We start from the raw sequence: 1,093 nt of genomic DNA on the forward strand, positions 1-1,093 counted from the left end.
CTCTATATCCTGATCCTGCTGTGGAGCATCCTGCTGGCCGAGACCCACTGGGCGCCCCGAGCCAGGCCACGAAGCGCGGCGCCCAGTGGGTCTCGGCCAGCAGGATGCTCCACAGCAGGATCAGGATATAGAGCGACGCCTTGATGACCAGGCCCGCGTGCAGCGCGCTCACCGGCGTCCAGGCGCTTTGATGCACCGGGGTCAGCCAGCCGTGCAGCGGAAACAGCGCCGCCTTCAGGGCAAGACCGGCGCCCAGCAGCGACGCCGCGATCCAGGCAACGGCGCCGGGCTCGACCACCTCGGCCAGACGCGCCAACTCGAGTTCGCCCCAGTGGCCAATGATCAGCGCCACGCCCATCAGGTAGGTCAATGAGCCCACCAGGGTCAACAGCAGGTAGCGCATGCCCGCCTCCAGCGCTTCAGGCTTGCCCGAGAGCACCAGCATGCCCACCGCCGCCAGGCTCAACAGTTCGAGGCCGACATAAAGCGTGAGCAGGTCCGCCGCCAGCCACACCAGCGACAGAGCGAAAAGCGTGACGCCCATCAAGGGCCACAGCCAGCGCGCCTGCGGGCCCGGCGACTCCAGGCGCAGAAAACCCGGCGCGTAGAGCGCTGCCGCCGCTGTCACGCACTGGCTCACCACCAGCAAGAGCGCACCGAGCCCGTTCAAGCGCAGGGCGATCGTCACCCCGGCCACCGACCACTGCCAGCGCAGAAGCCCCGCTTGCGCGGCATCCCTCATCAGCCAGGCACCGCAGGCAACGATCAGCAGACAGACGACCAGCACCGGCCACGTTCGCCGGGGTGGCGCGAGGGCGGCGCCAGCTCCGGCCAGAAGCGGAAGCACGAGCGCGAACGCCAGCGCCCAATGGCTCGGCGCCAGCGGCGCGAACACGCTCTCCAGCAGGCCGAAGCGCCAGGTCATCATCGCCCTCCCCCTACCGCCATGTGCTCGTCGTCCGTGTCGTCCTCGTGGGCGCGCAAGTGGCGAATCAGCAGCGCCCCGGCAAGCGAACCCAGCCCGGCGATCAAGAGCCCCACCGCCACCAGCGCCTGGGCGCCCTCCATGGTCCCGGCGAGCCCGACCATCAGC

The 1,093-nt window shown here is 69.6% G+C and carries 1 protein-coding gene; it reads right to left on the reverse strand.

The features are described 5' to 3' along the window. A partial coding sequence (locus BIS11_RS18295) for a proton-conducting transporter membrane subunit (RefSeq protein ID WP_367399235.1) occupies positions 1 to 928 on the reverse strand: 928 nt, incomplete at its 3' end. Between the last annotated feature and the right edge of the window lie 165 nt (positions 929 to 1,093).

Origin of the sequence: Halomonas sp. 707D4 (assembly GCF_024158685.1) — a bacterium.
Classification (GTDB): domain Bacteria; phylum Pseudomonadota; class Gammaproteobacteria; order Pseudomonadales; family Halomonadaceae; genus Vreelandella.